Below are 16,785 nucleotides of genomic sequence, written 5' to 3' on the forward strand. Positions count from 1 at the left end.
ATACAGACCTGATTGCATCTTTACAAGGGTGCGCAGCGGGACGCCGCAAGAGCGAAGCTGCGGTGAGTTCTCGGCCCGGGAAATCAGTCGGCTTGCGGCAAGACGCCGGCCGCGACCTGACGCAGGTGCACGCACGCGCGATCCCAGCGCCGCCGAGCGCGCTGCGGATCGTCGTCGACGAAATTCGACACCAGGATGCCGCGCAGCACGTCCATCGCGGTGAAGACGACGTTGCGAATCTCCTTCTGCGCCGGGTGCCCCGGCATCAGCTGGGCGATCGCGGCGACCAGAGTCCCGTTGACGACGCCTTCGACCCGCTCGATGTGTTGCGCCAGCACCCGGTCCGTGCGTGCGGCAACCCAAAGTTCCACGGTGGCAATGAACATCGGCCCCTGGTGGGCCTCCCAAAGGAAGTCCAGGGCGGTTGCCACCGGGTCCGGAATCGACCGAACTCGGCCGAGTTCACGAATGGCGGCCTGGGTGCGCTGCTGGGCGAGGTGCTCGACGGCGGCGACGACGAGGTCTTCTTTAGACCGGAAATGATGGATCTGGGCGCCCCGGGTAACGCCGGCCAATTCGGCGATACGCGGTGTCGTGGTGCCGGAATAGCCGTAGCTCACCAAGCAGTCGATGGTGGCGTCGAGCAGGCGGGTCCGCATCGCGGCACTGCGCTCGGCCTGGGTACGCCGCGCCGCAGGTGCACTACTGCTCGCAGCCATCCCGCCACCTCCACCAGTTTCCAACCGCAACTCGCGCGTCAGCATAACTGGCGGAGACACGTTTACATACGTTCTCGCTGGCATGTAACCATCCCGGAGCGGCGCTCACCAGAGCATGTGCACCTGTTCGGTCCAGCCGAGAAGACCGTCGACGGCCACACTCGCGCCGTCATCGGTGCGGATCCGGCCGTCGTAGTGCCCGAAACACTGATGGGTCCCCGGCAACGGTGACCGGTGATGGAACGGGGTGAACGTCAGCTCTACCTGATCGTCCTCGGGCGTGCGGATCGTCCACGGCCCACTGTATTCGGGGTAGTGCCAGGCCAGTTCGGCACCGATCTTGGTCAGTCGACCGTCCACGCAGAGCGCGTTCTCGGTGCTTGCGGTGCCGGCAGTCCATTTGCCGCCCAGCTGCAGTCCGACGGTGTGGCCGTCGGTGTGCCCGGAGGCCGCGCCCCAGTTCCACACGATGTTGGCCGGCCATCGGCCGCGTCCGTGGTCGAGCACACCCCACCCGTCGGCGAAGTCGTAGGTGTCGTCGCCGATCCGCACGACACCCGACACCGGCCGCGCGGTGTGCTTGGCGGTGTACTGAAATCTCTTCTCGTTCCACGGCACCACCACCGCCAACGTCTCGTGCCCGGGCGGCAGAGCCACAAACAGGTCACCGGTCATCGGGCCGGCGGAGGTCTTGCAGGAGAACCGGATCCGCGTGCCGTCCGGCTCGGTGGCGAGGTCGATCGCGACTAGGCCACGAGCGGCGGCCGGGCCGTCACCGAGGCTGGACGGCAGCGTGATCCCCCACCCGCCCGGGTGCAGACAGCTCCGGCTCACCTCACGCCCGGCATAGTCCAGAAAGAAGACGTTGCTCACCCCGAGGTAATCGAGGTCGGCGACGGTGATCGCGATCAGGTGGGTGGGCGTCGTCAGGCACCAGTACTCCCACCGCTTGGTGCGGCCCCAGCCACGCAGGTTGCAGCGGTGTAGCGGTGTTCGGGTCCAACCGACGGCGGCGGGGTTCAGCAATCCGGCCGCATCGCACAGATCGACCGGCTCGGTGATCTCGCGTTCCTCGGTGGCCATCGGCGGACTATAGCGTCGCCGGCCGGATGACGACCACCGATTTCGTCCGCCTTCCCGAATCCTCCAGTAGTGCGATCACCTGGCCGTCGGCGTCGGTTGCCGCGTAGATCCCGTCGATGCCCGCCGGGGCCAACGGCCGGCCGTGGCTGACATCGATTGCCTCCTCGACGCTCAGGTCCCGGCGCGGAAAGGTCTGCAGGCAGGCGTCATCCAGGCTGTAGCTCAGCGCTGCGCTCTCCCCCAGATCGTCGAGGGTGCGAGCCTGATCCAGCCCGAAGCTGCCGGCCCGGGTGCGTCGCAATGCGGTCAGGTGTCCGCCGACCCCCAGCTCGTTGCCCACGTCACGGGCCAGTGCCCGAATGTAGGTTCCCGCCGAACAGTCCACCTCGACGTCCAGGTCGACAAACGACTCGTCGCGCCGCAGCGCCAACAACTCGAAGCGCGCGATATGTACCGGCCGGGCAGGCAGCTCGACGGCGTAGCCCTCCCGGGCCAACTGATAGGACCGCTTGCCGGCGACCTTGATGGCGCTGACCGTCGAGGGCACCTGCGCAATATCGCCGCGCAGGCCGGCGATCGCCGCGGCGATCTGACTGTCGGTGATATGGCCCGCCGGAGTCGTCTCCAGCACCTCGCCTTCGGCATCCTCGGTCGAGGTGCTCTGGCCCAACCGGATGGTGGCGGCATAGGACTTCTGCGACGCGGTCAATAACCCCAGAATCTTGGTAGCCCGTTCGATGCCGACCACCAGCACCCCGGTGGCCATCGGGTCCAACGTGCCGGCGTGGCCGACCTTACGAGTCCCGAAGAACCTGCGACACCGCGCAACGACGTCGTGGCTGGTCATTCCGGCGGGCTTGTCGACGATCACCAGACCGGCCGGCGGCGGCGTACTCACAGGACGATCGCCGTCAGCACCAGGCCGCCCGCCACCGACCACCGCCCGCGCAGTTCCGTCAGCGGGGGTCCAGCCAGCGCCGCGGGATCGATCAGGATGCGGGAGACGAAGCTGCCGTCGGAGTCGAAGCTGATGTGGGCGTCCTCGAAGCCCAACCACCGCCTGGTCAGCGGGAACCACACCTTGTAGGTGGCTTCTTTGGCACAGAACAGGATTCGGTCCCAATGCCAGTCTTGCGGCAGCGCCGCGAGTTCGTCACGCTCGACCGGCAGGCTGACCGCTTTGAGCACGCCGTCGGGCAGCACGTCGTGTGGTTCGGCATCGATACCCACCGATCGCACGTCGCCACTGCGCCCTACCACCGCGCCGCGGAAGCCCGCGCAATGCGTCAGGCTGCCGACAACGCCGTCGGGCCACGTCGGCTCGCCCTTCTCCCCCTTGAGGATCGGGACCGGCGGTTGCCCAAGCTCTTCTAATGCCAGCCGCGCGCAGTACCGCGCGGTGATGAATTCGTTGCGGCGCTTGGCAACCGAACGAGCAACCAGCGGCTCTTCCTCGGGCAGCGGAGCCAGCCCGGGCGGATCGTCGTAGCGTTCGGCCCAGGCCAGCGAACCCGACGGTGCTCCAACAAGCACCCTGTCCAGCAGCTTGCTCATCGCGCCTGCCGCTGGCGCAGTCGTTCGGCGAACTTCGCACTGGCCTCGCGCATCTCATCGGTGATGGCGAAGTGGCCGCCGAACTCGTTGAGGTAACCGGGCGGGTAGTGCGGCTCGGGCAGTATCTGGCGCAGCCACCGGTGCGGCTGGCGTCGGCGCCATTCCCGCGGATAGCCCACCGAGACCTCTTCGAAGCGCACGTCGTCGTAGTACGTGGTGCGCGGGATGTGCAGGTGACCGTAGACCGAACACGTCGCGTTGTAGCGCGTATGCCAGTCGGCTGTTTCGACGGTGCCGCACCACAACGAGAACTCCGGATAAAACAGTGCGTCGCAGGGCTGGCGCACCATCGGGAAATGATTGACCAGCACGGTCGGGGTCATCCAGTCGAGGTCTTCGAGCCGCTTACGGGTGGCCGCCACCCGGTCGCGGCACCATGCGTCGCGGGTGCCGTAGGGCTCGGGTGACAGCAGGAACTCGTCGGTGGCGACCACGTTGTTCTGCCGGGCGATGGCCAGACCCTCGGCCTTGCTCGTCGCTCCGGCCGGCAGGAACGTGTAGTCGTAGAGCAGGAACAGCGGCGCGATGGTGGCCGGGCCACCCTGCTCGGTCCAGACCGGGAAGGGGTGCTCGGGGGTGATGACACCCATCTGGTCGCACATGTCGACCAGATAGTCGTAGCGCGAGCGGCCGAACACCTGCATCGGGTCCTTGTTGGTGGTCCACAGCTCGTGATTCCCCGGGACCCAGATCACCTTCGCGAACCGCTTGCGCAGCAGATCCAGCGCCCAGCGGATCTCGTCGGTGCGCTCCGCGACGTCACCGGCGACGATCAGCCAGTCGTCACCGGTGACCGGATGCAGCGCCTCGGTGATCGGCTTGTTGCCCAGGTGGCCGGTGTGCAAGTCAGAGATCGCCCACAGAGTTGGGCCGTCGGCGGCCCTGCGCTGGTGGGTGGTCACGGGGATTCAGCGTAGCGGCGATCGCGAGCGCGGCGGAGCCGGGCGAAGCGGGTCGCCGCCATTCAGCCCAGCGGGTGCGCAGAATTAGAACGTGTTCTCGCCTTCGGGGCAGTGGCCGGGGCCACAACTTGTACACTCCCGGCAGAACACCGGGCGGAAGCGAGGAGTGTCATGCTCACCAAACTGCGTCTTATCACCGCGCTGGGGGCGCTGGTGATGGCCGTCGTGATGGTCTGGCAACAGACACCCCCCAACCGGGACGTCGCCGGCGGGTCCGCGGTGCAGTTGCGGTCCACCGCGATACCGCTGGCACCCCCGACCACCTCGAGCAAGGCCGTCAACATCACCAACCCGCGGCCCTTCGACGCCTGCGAGGACATCCCCTACGACGTCATTGCACAGTTGGGCCTGGCATTCACTCCGCCCAAGCCGGTCGAGGGTGTGCGCTGCGAATTCGACTCCGGCAACTACCAGATGGCCGTCGAGACGTTCGTGTGGCGCAGCTACGACGAGTCCATCCCGGCCGACGCGATCGAGATGGACATCAACGGTCACCGGGCGGCGCAGTACTGGGTGATGAAGCCCACCGAGTGGAACAACCGGTGGTGGTTCTCCTGCATGGTGGCGTTCAAGACCAGCTACGGGTTGATCCAGCAGTCGCTGTACTACTCGCCGGTGTACTCCAACCCGGACGTGGACTGCCCCACCGAGAACCTGATGCGCGCCCACCAGCTGGCTCCGCACTACAAGTACTGATCCCGTGGCCGCCACCAGCTCGCCGCGTCTGGCCGATGTTGTGGTGAACCGGGCGCTGCGGCGACTGCCGCCGCCCACCACCGGCTACACCGTGCGCCGAGAACAGATCCCGATGCGCGACGGGGTCGCGCTGCGCGCCGATCACTATCAACCGACCGGCGATGTGGTCGGCACCCTGCTGGTGCGCTGCCCCTACGGCCGCAAATTCCCGTTCTCCCTGGTGTTCGCTCGGATGTACGCCGCCCGCGGCTACCGGGTGATTCTGCAGAGTGTGCGCGGCACCTTCGGCTCCGCCGGTGTGTTCGAGCCGATGGTCAACGAGGCCGCCGACGGTGCCGACACCGTGGTCTGGATGCGTACCCAGCCGTGGTTCACCGGGTCGTTCGGCACCATCGGGTTGTCGTATCTGGGCTTCACCCAGTGGGCGTTACTCGCCGACCCACCGCCGGAATTGAAGGCCGCCGTCATCACCGTCGGGCCGCACGATCTGTACCAGTCGACCTGGGGTGTCGGGTCATTCGCGCTCAACGACTTTTTGGGTTGGAGCCACATGATGGCCCACCAGGAAGTCCGCCCGCGGATCCGGGCCGGGCTCCAGCAGCTGACCGCGCAACGCAGGGTCCGACGTGCCACTGCGGCGTTGCCGCTGGGTTCGGCCGGCCGGGCCCTGCTGGGCGGCGGCTCGCCCTGGTACGAGTCCTGGGTCGAGCACCCTGATCGCGATGACCCGTTCTGGGACCGGTTGCGTCACCCGGTGGCGCTGGAGCAGACCAGAGTGCCGGTACTGCTACTCAGCGGCTGGCAAGACCTGTTCTTGGAGCAGTCGCTGACCCAGTTTCAGACACTGCGCGACCGAGGAGCCGAGGTCGCGCTGACCGTCGGCCCGTGGACCCACACCGAGATGTTGACCAAAGGACTGCGCACCGTCACCACGGAATCCCTGGCCTGGCTCGGCACTCACCTGGCCGGCGCCGACAGGCAGGCGCGAACCAGCCCGGTTCGCGTCAACGTCACCGGCGGCGGAGGCTGGCGTGACATGCCGGATTGGCCGCCCGAGACGACCGAGCGAAGCTGGTGGCTGCAGCCCGGCGGGCGGCTGGCCGACTCCCCCGTGGCCGACGGTACGACAGACGCGGCGAGCTTTCACTACGATCCCGCCGACCCCACACCCACGGTGGGCGGGCGGCTGGCCGACTCCCCCGTGGCCGACGGTACGACAGACGCGGCGAGCTTTCACTACGATCCCGCCGACCCCACACCCACGGTGGGCGGGCGGCTGCTCGCCCCGGGCGGCGGCTACCAGCGCGACGACGCGCTGGCGCGCCGCGGCGACGTGCTGACCTTCACCGGCCAGCCCCTGACCGAGGATGTCGACGTGCTCGGCGGCCCCGTGGTGGAGCTGGCGCATTCCAGCGACAACCCAAACGTCGACTTGTTCGTCAGGGTCAGCGAGGTCGACTCCCGCGGACGCTCACGCAATGTCAGCGACGGCTACCGCCGGCTGAGCCAGTCCTCGGGCACGGTCCGGATCGACCTGGATCAGATCGCTCACCGCTTCGCGGCCGGCTCCCGTATCCGGCTGCTGATCGCCGGCGGCTGTCATCCCCGGTTCGCACGCAACCTGGGCACCGACGAACCCGCGATCAGCGGCGCCGCTCAGCGACCGGCAACGCACACCGTCCAGCTGGCCGGCTCACGACTGCTGCTGCCCGCGGACCGCCGAAACGGCTTTGACCAGCAGGTCTGACATCAGCCGCTGCGGGTCCAGTTGCGCATCCGCACTGCCCATGACGACGACCGAGGTTCGATCGTCAAGCGCCGCCGTGTACAGGTAGTCGGGGTCTTCCTCGGGGCCCGCGACGCTCAGCTTGACCCCGGTCGTGGTGATGCCGGCGATGGCCGGTGCCGGGATACGCTCCACGGTCCCGGTCGCCTCCGGCGAACCGGCCAGCGAGATCTGATCACAGCCCGCCGGTTCCGACTCAGCCGCAACGGGATTGGGCGATCGCAGGGCGACAACGTACATGTTGCCCTGATCGCCCTGCCCGATCACGCCGGCAGCTTCGGTGCCGACTGTCGGATCGACGTACGGCGGGATGACCACCGACCGGCACTGTGCCGGATCCACCTGGGCATCGGTGAACGCCGCGACCGCCGACCCGTCGATATCGGATTGCCCCAGCGTCTTAGCCTGGTGCGCTTGCGCGGTGAAGCCTTGCGGAAAGTCGTCGGCGACGGCGCCGACTCGCGAGATGTCGTAAGGTGCCGGGCTGGGCTCGGCGGCGGGCGGCTGCGACGCAACCGGACCGGCTGCGGGAGCGACTTCGGTGCTAGCGCCGCACCCGGCGAGGGTTGCCCCAACGCCGAGTGCGGCCAGCACTACCAGTCCGTGCCTGCCGGCATGTCGCCGACCTCGATCAACACGTGGCATGACCGACACCTCGATCACCACCACCACCACCACCGGTGCCACAGGCGATGACGCCAGTGGTGGCCCCACCACTGCGGCATGGGCGCCATACGCAGGTCGGTGGCGAACACGGTGTCCGCCGGTGCGCGGTCGATACCGAGCCGGCTCCCTAACCCGGCCGGAGCGCCGACCTGGTTACCGGCCACCTGGACGGTGGCAGGCGGTGCCGCAACCTCCCCTGGGAAGGCCTGCGCCGGTCCCGCGGGGCCGACCAAGAGCGCGCCGGCGATCGTGCCGGCACTGATCGCTCCGACTGCCATGCGTCGGCACGAATTCCGCGAAATCAACATGATTCCCTCTCCCTTGTCAAGATTCCCGAAATTATCTTGATATTCGGAGGCTAGCATCGGATACCGCGCTCGACAACGGTTGGATTGACATTTTTTTCGACGCCCGCTCATTGGACATCTAACGAGCCCCAATGAGGCAGGTAGCAAGATATTATACCTGTTCAGAGGCCATCTACTGATCTACTGAACCACTGATTCACGGATGTCCGTATTTAATGCAATCATGACCGATCAAGCGCGTTTAACATTTCTCTAACCTTGCATTGATATTGCCGCAGATAATTGCTATCGACCGAATTAGCGCGCATCCGATCAGGTAGCGCTCTCCAAACAGTCCTGGGGCATGCGGGTATGCGATCGTGAAGCAGCAATACGAGCGCCGCAGTAAGGCGATGGCCGCCGACCGCCTAGATGCGACGTTGCGTACTGCGATCGAGGCCCATGCCGCCGAGAACCGGCTCGGGCGATCCCGATCGCGAGCACCGGACCGTGGCCCTGCTAACTGCGCACTACCAGGCGACGGTTGACGGGTTACGCTGGCGTGAGTACCAGGGTGAGGTTCCGCCGCAACCGAAGGTCTACACAATGAGCACTGCCAGCGATTCCCTCAATAACCGCAGTATCGGCGCCCCGGCCACCGGCTGGGCACCGACTCGCGACACGGGGATGAAGCCGACTGAGCCAATCCCGCTGCGTCAGACGCGAACCCGCCGCACGGTCGATCTGTCACCGGCCCAACATCGCGGCCTCGACCTCTGGCAGCGCGACGCCGCCGACCGGGTGGGATGTGCGCGCATCACCGGGCAGGAAGTCATGACAGCGCTGATCGACCAACTGCTCGCCGACCCCGAACTCTCGGCACAGATCATTCGGACCCTGCGGTCGCGGCGGTAGCATTCGCCGCGACCACCGGACCTGCACTCGCCCAATCGCGACGGAACATCACTCGGCCAGGATTGCCGAGCAGTTCGAGTTGGTCGAGACACCGTTGAAGCGATCGCTGACCCAGGCCATACTCCGCTCACCATCGACGAACTGGGGCAACAGGATGTTGATGTCCATCTTGTTCAGGAACGGAGGCTGTTCGTTGGTCCATAGTTCGACGTCCGCGCCCAACTTGCACCAGTCGCGCGCGGTGTCACGGGCCGAGGTATAGGGCGCCAACGGGTCCCAGCGGTTGTGCGATATATACACCGGCCCCTTGGGTTTAATGTTTCCAACCCGTTGTGCAGAAAAGATCGTCTTGAGCGGTTCGGCCGAGGCGAGTTCATTCAGGTCGTCCTTGAACCAGAACTGCAAGTGACGGAACGCGTAGTCAACGCCGCCCTGCACCAAGCAGGTGTGCCCGCTCCAGTCCAGCATCTGGACTCCGCGCGGGGTAAGCGCATCCCAAATGGCTTGGTCGGTCTCGGGATACGACGCCTGAATGCCGCGCAACAAGTAGCCGGCGAGCACGGCCAAGAAGTTGCCGTCGACGCCGGGGATCGCCTCGACCACATTGCTGAGCGGCGCGTTGGCGTAAGTGCCCACAACGTTGAGTTCTGGCGCGTACGTCGGTGCCAGCTCGGCCGCCGACAACGACGCCTGCCCGCCGGATGCCCAGCCCCAGAACGCGACCGGCCCGTGCGGGTCCAGCGATGTGCCGGGCAGCTTCTGGGCTGCGCGGGCCGCGTCGATCAGCGCGGTTCCGGCAGCAACCCGATTCAGGAACTGTGGCGACTGCGGTCCGTGTGTGCCCAGCCCGACCCCATCGGTCACCACGATGGCGAACCCGCGTGCCAACAGCGTCGCAATGAAGCCCTCTTCGTAGTTGAACGTCAGATCGAAACCTTGTGAGAAGTGGATGCCCTGGTCGAGTAATCGCGACGGGGCGCACTGCTCACCGACCCCGTACGGACCCGTCGCATAGGCGATCAGGGGACGCGGTCCGCGCCCCGGCCAGGGCACGTCGGGCTCGATGTAGGCGCCGGTGACCGCAACCGGATGCGCCTGAGCATCCGTGCCGCGGTACATGATCCGCGTTCCAGTCCCGACGAAGGCACCCAATTGACCCGACGGCTCCAGAACCAGCCGCAGCGGCTCGCTTCGAATCAGGTCCCCGGGACCTCCGGCCGGCAGCGGAGCCGGCGGTGTGTAGAACGCTTCGTATTTGACGTCGTCGGCGTTCGCTACCGGGCCAGGTATCAGACTCAACCAACCGGCAGCCACCAGGACCGCCGCCACCACCGCTGCCAGGTGCGCCTGCACCCTCCGGCCCGTCACCGGACTGACCACTGACCCCGGGACTGCGCAATCGGTGCGCGTCCGCCACCGACGGATCACTGCGGACAAGTCATCACGATTAGTCGTAAACCTCATTGGTTCTTCCTCTTTGGACGCTTGGACCGTCGGCACAGCTAGGCCCGCAAGATCACCGTGCGTCGGACGGCGATTCAGGACGGAAGCAAAATTCACTCCACGCCGATAAGCAACAGGCGGCGCACTAGTGCTCAGAGGTCACAAAGCTGTGAACAGCGGCTTAGCATTCGATAACGGTTAAGTCCTCGCCGAACGAAAAATGCTGCGCCGGCTACTACGTCGGGCGCCGCGATCCTCTACCGGCAGTCCGCACCGCCACGAGGCGCACCGTCGCTGCTTTCCCAGCTGAATATCTGCGCTGTCCCCCACGCAATTCGAATCGCTTTGCTTTTAGCTCGTCGAAACAGCATCGGCACTGCTCAGCAGCGGTCGGCCGCCGCGACCGGCCGAAGCTCATGCTGGCCGGGATCGACTCCGGCACGTTGTATCTGGTGACAAAGCCAGACATCCGGTGTGCCACTGAGCCTGTCCAAGGAGTTCCCCATGACCGTTGTCACCGAGCGGCCGGCCGCCAGCGGCCAAACCCTCGCTAACGTGCTTGCCACCGCTGACCGGGTCGCTGAACAGCTTCACCAGACCGCGGCCGAGCGCGACAAGGCCAATGCGACACCGCGCGCCGAGATCGAGCTGCTGCGCACCAACGATCTGCTTCAGATCCAGGAGCCGGTCGAATACGGCGGATCGGGGCTGGACTACGCGCAGGCCTCGCTGGTCGCCAGGCGGATCGCCCGCGGCGACACCTCGATCTCCCACCTGCTCGGCTATCACTTCGCCCAGACCCGGGTCGCCCGGCTGTTCGGCACGCCCGCGCAGGCAGATGCCCAGTCACGTCGCAACGCCACCGAGAAATTATTCTGGGGTGGCATCCAAAACCCGCGTGGCAGTTCGGGATTGGTTTTGACCCGCGACGGAGATGGCTTCCTGCTCAACGGCAGCAGGACCTTTGCCAGCGGCGCGAGCACGGGTGACCAGTTGTCGGTCACCGCATTGCTGGACGGGGCGCAGGTCTTCCTCTCCCTCGACGCCCGCGGAGGGCGGCAGGGTTTCACCTTCCTCGATGACTGGGACAACATCGGCCAGCGCCTGACGGACTCGGGCGGTGTCCGGGTGGTCAACGCGCGCATCGAACATCACGAGGTACTCGGTGAGGAACCGTTCACCGGTGGCACCCTCAGTCCGTACCAGACGCTGATCACCCCGCACTGGCAGTTGGCCTTCGTCAACTTCTACGTGGGCACCGCCGAGGGTGCGCTCACCGAGGCATTGGCTTGGACCAGGGACAAAGCCACACCATGGGAGTCCTCGGGCGTAGACCGCGCCACCGACGATCCGTACATCCTGCAGACCGTCGGCGAGCTGGTCAGTCAGGTACGGGCCGCAGCGCTGTTGGCCGACCGGGCCGGCGAGGCGCTGCAGGAAGCCATCAACATCGGCCCCACACTGACCGAGGACCAGCGCGCCGAGGCCGCGATCGCCGTGTACGAAGCGAAGTATCTGTCCACCGAGGTCGGCTTGCGGACCGCCAGCCGACTGTTCGAGATCCAGGGCGCCCGAGCTACCACCAGTGCCTACGGCTTCGACCGGCATTGGCGCAACCTGCGTACGCACACCTTGCACGACCCGGTCGCATACAAAGCGCGTGAGGTCGGTGACTGGGTGCTCAACCACCGGCACCCCGAGTTCTCGCTCTACCGCTGATGGCCATCACATTGCACTGGTTCCTGCCCACCAACGGAGATTCCCGCAGCGATCTGAGTCTGGGGAACGCCGTCGGTTCGGCAGGCAGCCGCGTCAACCCCTACGGCGCCGACCGCGCGCCGGACCTGGACTACCTGCGTCTGGTGGCTGGAGCGGCGGAGAAACTCGGGTTCACCGGGGCGCTGACCCCCACCAGCAGCTGGTGCGAGGACGCCTGGGTGTTCACCGCCGCGCTCAGCCAGCTCACCACGCAATTCAAGTTTCTGGTGGCCTTCCGTCCGGGGCTGCAGGCACCGACTCTGGTGGCCCAGGCGGCGGCGACCTTCCAGCGGGTCTCGGGGGGCCGGCTGCTGCTCAACGTCGTCACCGGCGGTGACGACGCTGAGCAGCGGCGGTTCGGCGACGACTTGGATAAGACCGCGCGCTACGCCCGCGCCGCCGAGTTCCTGACGGTCTTCCGGCAGCTGTGGGCGGGAGATCCCGTCACATTCCGCGGCGATCACCTCTTCGTCGAAGATGCGACCATCGTGCCCGCATCGACCTGGCCGGAGATTTATCTCGGTGGGTCCTCGGCCGCGGCTATCGACGTGGCCGCCAAGCACGCCGATGTCTACCTGACCTGGGGCGAACCACCAGCACAGGTCGCCGACAAGCTCGATGCGGTTCGCCGGCGGGTCAAGGACGTGGGTTCGGCGCGGGCGGCCTCGGGCGAGCTGCGGTTCGGGATCCGACTGCATGTCATCAGCCGGCCCACCGCGGCAGAGGCCTGGGCTCAAGCCGACCGATTGCTGGCCGGCCTGCGCCCCGAGCAGATCCAGCGTGCCCAGCAGATCCAACAAAAATCCGGATCGGAAGGTCAGCGACGGATGACTGAGCTGCACGGCGGGCGGACCGATCAGCTCGAAGTGTCACCGAACCTATGGGCCGGTGTGGGCCTGGTCCGAGGCGGCGCGGGAACCGCACTGGTGGGCAGCCACGAGGAGGTCGCCGACCGCATCGAGGAGTACTACCGCCTGGGACTGGACGAGTTCGTTCTGTCGGGCTACCCGCACCTGGAGGAGGCGTTCTCCTTCGGGGAGGGTGTGCTGCCGATTCTGGCCGAGCGGGGGCTGCTCGACCACCCCGTTACCTCACTGACAACCTAAGGAAGACAAGGCAATGCCGACCAATGCCCCCACGCCGCTGAGCTTCGCCTACTGGGTTCCCAACGTCAGCGGTGGACTGGTCACCTCGACGATTGAGCAACGCACCGACTGGAGCTACGACTACAACGTCGCCCTGGCCCGGATCGCCGAGGAAGCCGGCTTTGAATACGCACTGACTCAGGTCCGCTACACGGCCAGCTACAGCGCCGAATATCAGCACGAGTCGACCAGTTTCAGCCTGGCCCTGCTGCTGGCCACACAGCGGCTCAAGGTGATCGCCGCGGTGCACCCGGGCATGTGGCAGCCGGGAGTGCTCGCGAAGTGGCTGGCGACCGCCGACCATCTGTCCAACGGGCGGGTGGCGGTCAACATCGTCAGCGGCTGGCTCAAGGACGAGTTCACCAAGCTCGGCGAGCCGTGGCTCGAGCACGACGAACGCTACCGGCGCAGTGCTGAATTCATCCAGGCGTTGCGGGCGATCTGGACCGAGGACCCAGCTAACCTGGCCGGCGACTTCTACCGCATCCGCGACTTCAATCTGCAACCCAAACCCCTTTCCTGGGATGGCCGGCCCCACCCGGAGATCTTCCAGGGCGGCAACTCCACCGCAGCCCGCATCAACGGCGGTCGCTATTCCGACTGGTATTTCTCCAACGGCAACGACTTCGACGGGGTCACCGCGCAGTTGGCCGACCTTCGCAGGGTCGCAGCAGATTCCGGACGCGCCGAGCCGCCGCGTTTCGGCCTGAACGGCTTCGTCATCGTGCGCGACACCGAGGCAGAGGCCAAAGAGGTGCTGCGCGAGATCATCGCCAAGGCCGATGTTCCCGCGGTACAGGGGTTCGGTGCGGCGGTGCGTCAGGCCGGCGCGTCGACCACAGACCAGCGGGGCATGTGGGCGGACTCCAGCTTCGAAGACTTGGTGCAATACAACGACGGCTTCCGCACGCAGTTGATCGGCACCGCCGAACAGGTCGCCGAGCGCATCGTCGCCTACCGCAAACTCGGCGTGAACCTGATCTTGGCCGGGTTCCTGCACTTCCAGGAAGAAGTCGAGGCGTTCGGCCGCAACGTGCTTCCGCTGGTGCGCGAACTGGAGGCACATGCCGGTTTGGCGCCCGTACCGGCGCCGGCACTGCCGTGACCGGTTCAGCAGCCTCATTGGGCAGCCACGCCGAAGCAGTCGCTGCCGCTGAGGCCTTCGCGGCCGCCGTGCGTCCGGGTGCGGCTGACCGAGACCGAGCCGGGAACGTCCCGCGTGTCGAACTGGCCGAATTCGACCGCTCCGGTCTGGCGGCGATCACCGTCCCCGCCGCGGACGGCGGATCCGGTTTGGGCCCGGTGACACTGGCCGAGGTGATCAGAACCATCGCCGCCGCCGACCCGGCGTTGGCGCAGATCCCGCAGGGCCACTTTCTAGCCATCGATGTCCTGCGCCTGTTGGGCACGCCAGAGCAGCGCAGTCGGGTCCTGTCCGCAGTCACCGAGGGCGGACGGGTTGCGCCGGTGCTGGCCGAGCGTGGCGGTACCCACGCCCTCGACCTCAAGACCCGACTGGTTGCCGACGGTCCGAGCTGGCGCCTGGACGGCATCAAGTACTACAGCACCGGTGCCATCACCGCCCGCTGGCTGGCCGCCAGCGCGCTGGACCCCGACGGCCGGTTGGTGCTGGCACTGGTCGAGCGCGACCGTGCGGGGGTGACCATCGGCGAGGACTGGTCGGCGATGGGACAGCGCTCCACGGTCAGCGGCACAACAACTTTCGACGGGGTGCACGTCGATGCCGGATTCGTCGTGCCGTACTGGACAGCGTTCACCGAACCACAACTGCTCGGTGCGCGAGCCCAGTTGGTGCACGCGGCCATCGAAGCCGGGATCGCGCAGGGGGCGCTGGCCGATGCCGCAGAGTTCGTGCGAACCCGCAGCAGACCGTTCTCCGAGGCGTACCGGGCCGACCATGCGCCGACTGCCGCCGAGGATCCCAACATCCGGTTGCGGTTCGGCAGATTGGCCACCCGCAGCCGAGCCGCCGTGCAGCTGCTGCGCTGGGCAGCCGACGTCCTCGATGGGCTGGGCTTGGTGCCGACCGGCCCCGACACCGCCGCACACGGGTCGATCGCGGTTGCCCAGGCCAAGGCGTTCGCCAGCGACGTGGCGGTCGACGCGGCCAACGAGCTGTTCGCGTTGACCGGGGCCAGCGGAACCGACCTCAAGCACGGATTGGATCGGCATTGGCGCAACGCCCGTACCCACAGCGTGCACGATCCCGTGGATTGGAAGTACCACCACATCGGAGCATGGGAGCTCGCCGCTGTTCGGCCGCCCAATCACGCACAGATCTGACCCGCCAGGCCGCTCATCCGACGGTGTCGCGGACCCGGGCGGTCACCGCCTGGAGCTGTTCGGCGGTGAACACCGGGGCACCCAACTCCGGGTCGGTGACCGGGAGCTGCACCCAGCTGGCACAGCCGGCATAGTCGGGGCTGCGCGGCAGCCGCACCGGTGTCGACAGCGGCAACACCTGGATCACCAGCGCCGTCAACCGATGTTTGGGCCGGAAATCCAGCCGATCGGCACGCACCGATTCAGCGGTCCAGATGTGCAGGTCCGCGATGTCCTCCAGCGCCTCGGGCCGCTCGACAGGCAGCGCTGCAACGACTTTCGCAGCGGCCCGCACCAGCACCTGCTCCGCGGTGGAGTCGGCAGCGGCCGGCGCAAGCAGGTCGCGGTGTTCGGGCCGGACGCGCTCGGCGTGGCTGTGTACCGAGGTCGGGAACAGCAGGAACTCGTCGGCGCTGACATCGAAGCGCTTCTCGTGAATGCCGCCTTTACGCAGCAGGATTCGTTGCCGGCCGGCCAGCAGCGCGGCAATGACAGCGCTCCACTCCTTCAACGCCATACCGTGCATTCCGCCCAGCGTAGCCGGGGTTACGGTGAACCGGTGAGCGACGACATTCTGCTGGTTCAGACACAGGACCGCATCCGCACCCTGACCCTCAACCGCCCGAAGGCCCGCAATGCGCTCTCCGGCGCGCTGCGTGCGGCCATCTTCGGCGCGCTGGCCGATGCGGACGCCGACGACGACGTCGACGTGCTGATCCTGACCGGCGCCGATCCGGTGTTCTGTGCCGGGTTGGACCTCAAGGAGTTCGGTGAATCCACTGGCATTGCAGACATTTCCCCGCAGTGGCCACCGATGACCAAGCCGGTGATCGGCGCCATCAACGGTGCGGCGGTCACCGGCGGGCTTGAGTTGGCGCTGTACTGCGACGTGCTGATTGCCTCGGAGCAGGCCCGATTCGCTGACACCCACGCCCGCGTCGGTTTGCTGCCGTCGTGGGGCCTCAGTGTCCGACTCCCCCAGAAGGTCGGCGTGGGCTTGGCCCGCCGGATGAGCCTGACCGGCGATTACCTGTCGGCTGCCGATGCGCTGCGGGCCGGGTTGGTCACCGAAGTGGTGCCGCACGACGAGCTGTTGCCGGCCGCCCTTCGGGTGGCGGCGTCGGTCGTCGGCAACAACCAGGCCGCGGTGCGTGCGCTGCTGGCCTCCTATCACCGCATCGACGAGTCGCAGACCGCCACCGGACTGTGGTTGGAGGCGATGGCGGCCAAACAGTGGCTGAACGCCGTGACCGGCGCCGACGTCGCCGCCAACCGGGCGGCCGTACTGGAACGGGGACGCGCCCAGGTGCAGTGACAAAACACGTCCCGGACGGTGCTGGCGCACCGCCCGGGACGTGTTTGTTGAGG

17 protein-coding genes are annotated in these 16,785 nt (G+C 66.9%); 8 read left to right on the forward strand and 9 right to left on the reverse strand.

The genetic code is table 11. The annotated features are described in order from the left end of the window. Positions 1 to 83: 83 nt before the first annotated feature. From RCP37_RS13235 to RCP37_RS13255, 5 genes are all read right to left on the reverse strand, one after another. Positions 84 to 719, reverse strand: coding sequence for a TetR/AcrR family transcriptional regulator (locus RCP37_RS13235; RefSeq protein WP_308483548.1), 636 nt, complete (start codon positions 717 to 719; stop codon positions 84 to 86). Positions 720 to 824: 105 nt separating this feature from the next. Beyond that, positions 825 to 1,802 (reverse strand): DUF2804 domain-containing protein, encoded by a 978-nt coding sequence (locus RCP37_RS13240; RefSeq protein WP_308483549.1) that lies wholly within the window; start codon positions 1,800 to 1,802, stop codon positions 825 to 827. A gap of 7 nt (positions 1,803 to 1,809) precedes the next feature. Then, the gene (truB, locus tag RCP37_RS13245; RefSeq protein WP_308483550.1) at positions 1,810 to 2,700 is read right to left on the reverse strand and encodes a tRNA pseudouridine(55) synthase TruB; all 891 of its coding nucleotides are present in this window, start codon (positions 2,698 to 2,700) and stop codon (positions 1,810 to 1,812) included. Beyond that, positions 2,697 to 3,356: a 4'-phosphopantetheinyl transferase PptT gene (gene pptT / locus RCP37_RS13250; protein WP_308483551.1), complete on the reverse strand. Its 660-nt coding sequence runs from the start codon at positions 3,354 to 3,356 to the stop codon at positions 2,697 to 2,699. The genes truB and pptT overlap by 4 nt, the downstream gene beginning before the upstream one ends. Further along, positions 3,353 to 4,318: an ACP phosphodiesterase PptH gene (locus RCP37_RS13255; protein WP_373693015.1), complete on the reverse strand. Its 966-nt coding sequence runs from the start codon at positions 4,316 to 4,318 to the stop codon at positions 3,353 to 3,355. The genes pptT and RCP37_RS13255 overlap by 4 nt, the downstream gene beginning before the upstream one ends. 171 nt (positions 4,319 to 4,489) lie before the next feature. Here RCP37_RS13255 and RCP37_RS13260 point away from each other — a divergent pair, with 171 nt between their 5' ends. Both RCP37_RS13260 and RCP37_RS13265 read left to right on the forward strand, forming a co-directional pair. After that, positions 4,490 to 5,074, forward strand: a complete 585-nt coding sequence (locus RCP37_RS13260) for a DUF3558 domain-containing protein (RefSeq protein ID WP_308483552.1) — start codon at positions 4,490 to 4,492, stop codon at positions 5,072 to 5,074. Positions 5,075 to 5,078: 4 nt separating this feature from the next. Then, complete coding sequence (locus RCP37_RS13265) at positions 5,079 to 6,821, forward strand: CocE/NonD family hydrolase (protein ID WP_308483553.1); 1,743 nt, start codon at positions 5,079 to 5,081, stop codon at positions 6,819 to 6,821. On the opposite strand, the gene RCP37_RS13270 is transcribed toward RCP37_RS13265, so the two are convergent. Next, a complete protein-coding gene (locus RCP37_RS13270; RefSeq protein ID WP_308483554.1) occupies positions 6,768 to 7,505 on the reverse strand; it encodes a DUF5642 family protein in 738 nt (245 codons plus the stop codon). The two genes, RCP37_RS13265 and RCP37_RS13270, sit on opposite strands and share 54 nt — an antisense overlap. A 14-nt stretch (positions 7,506 to 7,519) precedes the next feature. Beyond that, positions 7,520 to 7,804: a hypothetical protein gene (locus tag RCP37_RS13275; RefSeq protein WP_308483555.1), complete on the reverse strand. Its 285-nt coding sequence runs from the start codon at positions 7,802 to 7,804 to the stop codon at positions 7,520 to 7,522. A 615-nt stretch (positions 7,805 to 8,419) separates the two neighbouring features. Between RCP37_RS13275 and RCP37_RS13280 the strand changes: the two genes are divergently transcribed. Further along, entirely contained in the window at positions 8,420 to 8,728 is a 309-nt protein-coding gene (locus RCP37_RS13280) for a hypothetical protein (RefSeq protein ID WP_065040154.1), read from the forward strand. A 48-nt stretch (positions 8,729 to 8,776) separates the two neighbouring features. On the opposite strand, the gene RCP37_RS13285 is transcribed toward RCP37_RS13280, so the two are convergent. Continuing rightward, complete coding sequence (locus RCP37_RS13285; protein WP_308487077.1) at positions 8,777 to 10,060, reverse strand: lipase family protein; 1,284 nt, start codon at positions 10,058 to 10,060, stop codon at positions 8,777 to 8,779. Positions 10,061 to 10,675: 615 nt separating this feature from the next. Between RCP37_RS13285 and RCP37_RS13290 the strand changes: the two genes are divergently transcribed. The 4 genes from RCP37_RS13290 to RCP37_RS13305 are packed head-to-tail and all read left to right on the forward strand — an operon-like array spanning position 10,676 to position 15,378. Continuing rightward, positions 10,676 to 11,890, forward strand: a complete 1,215-nt coding sequence (locus RCP37_RS13290; protein ID WP_308483556.1) for an acyl-CoA dehydrogenase family protein — start codon at positions 10,676 to 10,678, stop codon at positions 11,888 to 11,890. Next, the gene (locus tag RCP37_RS13295; RefSeq protein ID WP_308483557.1) at positions 11,890 to 13,035 is read left to right on the forward strand and encodes an LLM class flavin-dependent oxidoreductase; all 1,146 of its coding nucleotides are present in this window, start codon (positions 11,890 to 11,892) and stop codon (positions 13,033 to 13,035) included. The genes RCP37_RS13290 and RCP37_RS13295 overlap by 1 nt, the downstream gene beginning before the upstream one ends. A gap of 13 nt (positions 13,036 to 13,048) precedes the next feature. Further along, the gene (gene sfnG / locus RCP37_RS13300) at positions 13,049 to 14,179 is read left to right on the forward strand and encodes a dimethylsulfone monooxygenase SfnG (protein ID WP_308483558.1); all 1,131 of its coding nucleotides are present in this window, start codon (positions 13,049 to 13,051) and stop codon (positions 14,177 to 14,179) included. Then, positions 14,176 to 15,378 (forward strand): acyl-CoA dehydrogenase family protein, encoded by a 1,203-nt coding sequence (locus RCP37_RS13305; RefSeq protein WP_308483559.1) that lies wholly within the window; start codon positions 14,176 to 14,178, stop codon positions 15,376 to 15,378. The genes sfnG and RCP37_RS13305 overlap by 4 nt, the downstream gene beginning before the upstream one ends. A gap of 13 nt (positions 15,379 to 15,391) precedes the next feature. Here the strand turns inward: RCP37_RS13305 and RCP37_RS13310 are convergent, their stop codons facing one another. Beyond that, complete coding sequence (locus RCP37_RS13310) at positions 15,392 to 15,943, reverse strand: DUF1802 family protein (protein ID WP_308483560.1); 552 nt, start codon at positions 15,941 to 15,943, stop codon at positions 15,392 to 15,394. Between the two features lie 33 nt (positions 15,944 to 15,976). Here RCP37_RS13310 and RCP37_RS13315 point away from each other — a divergent pair, with 33 nt between their 5' ends. Continuing rightward, positions 15,977 to 16,732 (forward strand): enoyl-CoA hydratase, encoded by a 756-nt coding sequence (locus RCP37_RS13315; RefSeq protein WP_308483561.1) that lies wholly within the window; start codon positions 15,977 to 15,979, stop codon positions 16,730 to 16,732. Positions 16,733 to 16,785 lie beyond the last annotated feature (53 nt).

This window comes from Mycolicibacter sp. MU0102 (genome assembly GCF_963378105.1).
GTDB lineage: Bacteria > Actinomycetota > Actinomycetes > Mycobacteriales > Mycobacteriaceae > Mycobacterium > Mycobacterium holstebronense.

What these genes read in the sequence shown, in the direction of transcription:
- RCP37_RS13235 (WP_308483548.1), bottom strand. Translation starts at nt 719, where the DNA reads ATGGCTGCGAGCAGTAGTGCACCTGCGGCGCGGCGTACCCAGGCCGAG.
- RCP37_RS13295 (WP_308483557.1), top strand. Translation starts at nt 11,890, where the DNA reads ATGGCCATCACATTGCACTGGTTCCTGCCCACCAACGGAGATTCCCGC.
- RCP37_RS13260 (WP_308483552.1), top strand. Translation starts at nt 4,490, where the DNA reads ATGCTCACCAAACTGCGTCTTATCACCGCGCTGGGGGCGCTGGTGATG.
- sfnG (WP_308483558.1), top strand. Translation starts at nt 13,049, where the DNA reads ATGCCGACCAATGCCCCCACGCCGCTGAGCTTCGCCTACTGGGTTCCC.
- RCP37_RS13240 (WP_308483549.1), bottom strand. Translation starts at nt 1,802, where the DNA reads ATGGCCACCGAGGAACGCGAGATCACCGAGCCGGTCGATCTGTGCGAT.
- RCP37_RS13270 (WP_308483554.1), bottom strand. Translation starts at nt 7,505, where the DNA reads ATGCCACGTGTTGATCGAGGTCGGCGACATGCCGGCAGGCACGGACTG.
- pptT (WP_308483551.1), bottom strand. Translation starts at nt 3,356, where the DNA reads ATGAGCAAGCTGCTGGACAGGGTGCTTGTTGGAGCACCGTCGGGTTCG.
- RCP37_RS13290 (WP_308483556.1), top strand. Translation starts at nt 10,676, where the DNA reads ATGACCGTTGTCACCGAGCGGCCGGCCGCCAGCGGCCAAACCCTCGCT.
- RCP37_RS13280 (WP_065040154.1), top strand. Translation starts at nt 8,420, where the DNA reads ATGAGCACTGCCAGCGATTCCCTCAATAACCGCAGTATCGGCGCCCCG.
- RCP37_RS13310 (WP_308483560.1), bottom strand. Translation starts at nt 15,943, where the DNA reads ATGCACGGTATGGCGTTGAAGGAGTGGAGCGCTGTCATTGCCGCGCTG.
- RCP37_RS13275 (WP_308483555.1), bottom strand. Translation starts at nt 7,804, where the DNA reads ATGGCAGTCGGAGCGATCAGTGCCGGCACGATCGCCGGCGCGCTCTTG.